The sequence below is a fragment of the Dietzia sp. B44 genome (assembly GCF_014145245.1).
Classification (GTDB): Bacteria; Actinomycetota; Actinomycetes; order Mycobacteriales; family Mycobacteriaceae; genus Dietzia; species Dietzia natronolimnaea.
On sequence record NZ_JAALEF010000524.1, the window covers coordinates 20,708 to 22,762 of the forward strand.

The window sequence follows — 2,055 nt, forward strand, 5'->3', positions numbered from 1 at the left end:
GCGTGGTCGAACTCGAGGGCAGCTACGCCGCCTGGTCCGAGCGCAACCTCGCGACCGTCTGACCCGACGCACCCACCTCAGCACCCCGGGGGGCCGGCCGACCTGCGCGACGCCCTGGCCTCGGGCACCCCGCCCCCCTGACACCCCTGACACCCCGAGCATCGTCCCGGAGAAGGCCCTGAGAAAGGGCTTCGGCTACTTCGTCCTACTCATGGGCGCCTTCGTCCTGTCCCAGGAACTACCCTTCCCCGCCGCATCGATCATCCTCGGCACGGTCGCTCTGCTGGCGTTTGTCGCCGCCGTCTGGGTCGTAGCCGTCGACCGCTGCCCGCTGCGGTCGACGGAGGTCGAGCCGAGCCGTCGGTTCTCACTCACCAGGGGAGCGGAACGCGATAGAGGCGACACGGCCCGAACGCGGTCGATCGCGAGGAGGAGAGCATGCGCAGCGAACGAACCCCCGAGCTCGGTCTCAAAGCCAACGCCGCCCAGTTCACTCTGCTCGTCGCCATCAATGCGCTGGTCGGCGGCATGGTGGGTCAGCAGCAGACCGTGCTTCCCCTGCTGGCCACGGAACTCTTCGGCCTGACCGGTTACACCTTCATCTTCACCTACGTCGCGGCCTTCGGTGTCACCAAGGCGATCGCGAACTACTTCGCCGGGACGTTCTCCGACCGATACGGCCGCAAACCCGTCCTGCTGGTCGGGTGGCTCTTCGCCATCCCGGTGCCACTCATGCTCATCTGGGCACCCGACTGGACCTGGGTGGTGGCCGCCAACATCCTGCTGGGCATCAACCAGGGACTGACCTGGTCCACCACCGTGGTGATGAAGATCGACCTCGTCGGACCCCGGCAGCGCGGTCTGGCGATGGGACTCAACGAGGCGGCAGGCTACGGCGCGGTCGCGGTGACCTCACTGCTCGCCGGCTACCTCGCGGGGCAGTACGGCCTGCGACCGGCGCCGTTCCTTGTCGGTGTGGCCTACACGGCCCTGGCTCTGGTGCTGTCCGGGATCTTCGTCCGCGAGACGCGCGACCACGCACTCCTGGACGCGGGGCGGCACACCGCCCGCCCGGACGGACTGCACGACCATCTCCATGCCGACATGACAGACCGGGAGATCGCGATCCAGACCAGCTTCCGAGAGCCGGCCCTGTCCTCGGCGAGCCAGGCGGGGCTCGTCAACAACCTCAACTTCGGCCTGTCCTGGGGGCTGTTCCCCCTGTTGTTCGCCACCGCGGGTCTGACCGTGGGGCAGATCGGACTGCTGTTCGCGCTCTACCCGGCCGTCTGGGGAGTGGGGCAGCTGTTCACCGGCGCAATCTCGGACCGGGTCGGTCGCAAGCACCTGATCTCGGTGGGGATGGCCACCCAGGCGGCCGCCCTGGTCGTCATCGCGCTCGGCAACGGATTCGGAATGTGGGCGGTGGGCACCATGATCCTGGGAGCCGGGACCGCGATGGTCTATCCGACGCTGTTGGCCGCGATCGGCGACGTTGCCCACCCCGTGTGGCGGGGACGAGCCGTCGGTGTCTACCGCGTGTGGCGCGACCTGGGTTACGCGGTCGGCGCGGTGTTCGGGGGGATCGTCGCCGACGCCATGGGTATGCACGCCGCCGTGTGGGCCGCCGCCGCCGTCAGTGCGGCGTCGGCGGCGGCCGTAGCGATCCGCATGTACGAGACACTCACGCCGATCGTCGTCAGAGACGCGAGTGACGACTGATCCGCTCTCGGTGGCTTTGCAGATCGCACTACTCGGCGTGTGTGGTGGCGGAGAACTACCCGCACCGCTGTAGCGGCACCGACAGGAGATGTATCCGAGGAGCTACAGGGGCGGTCCGGTCGTCTGACTGGTCTCGCGCGTGAATCGGTCCGCCCACAGCCTCCACTGCATCAACGTCACCGCCTCGAACTTCCCGGTGCAGGCGACCGCGCCAGTCATCCTGTGCCGATAGCCGGCCACCATTGCGCCCATGAGCGACGTACTCGCCATGACCGTCAGTGCCAGAATCGTCGGCTCGGACCGGGGATCCCGAGTCCAGGACTCCTCGCCCAG

Annotated in this window: 2 protein-coding genes; one reads left to right on the top strand and one right to left on the bottom strand. The window is 68.2% G+C overall.

The window, feature by feature from the left end; genetic code table 11:
* The first annotated feature begins 438 nt into the window (after positions 1–438).
* Positions 439–1,722 (top strand): MFS transporter, encoded by a 1,284-nt coding sequence (locus tag G6017_RS16340; RefSeq protein WP_182618296.1) that lies wholly within the window; start codon positions 439–441, stop codon positions 1,720–1,722.
* A gap of 102 nt (positions 1,723–1,824) precedes the next feature.
* On the opposite strand, the gene G6017_RS16565 is transcribed toward G6017_RS16340, so the two are convergent.
* Positions 1,825–2,055 (bottom strand): hypothetical protein (locus tag G6017_RS16565; protein WP_206682445.1); only part of this gene is annotated, 231 nt, incomplete at its 5' end.

Excerpts from the sequence above, each read along its gene's own strand:
- G6017_RS16340 (WP_182618296.1), top strand. The coding sequence starts at position 439 with ATGCGCAGCGAACGAACCCCCGAGCTCGGTCTCAAAGCCAACGCCGCC.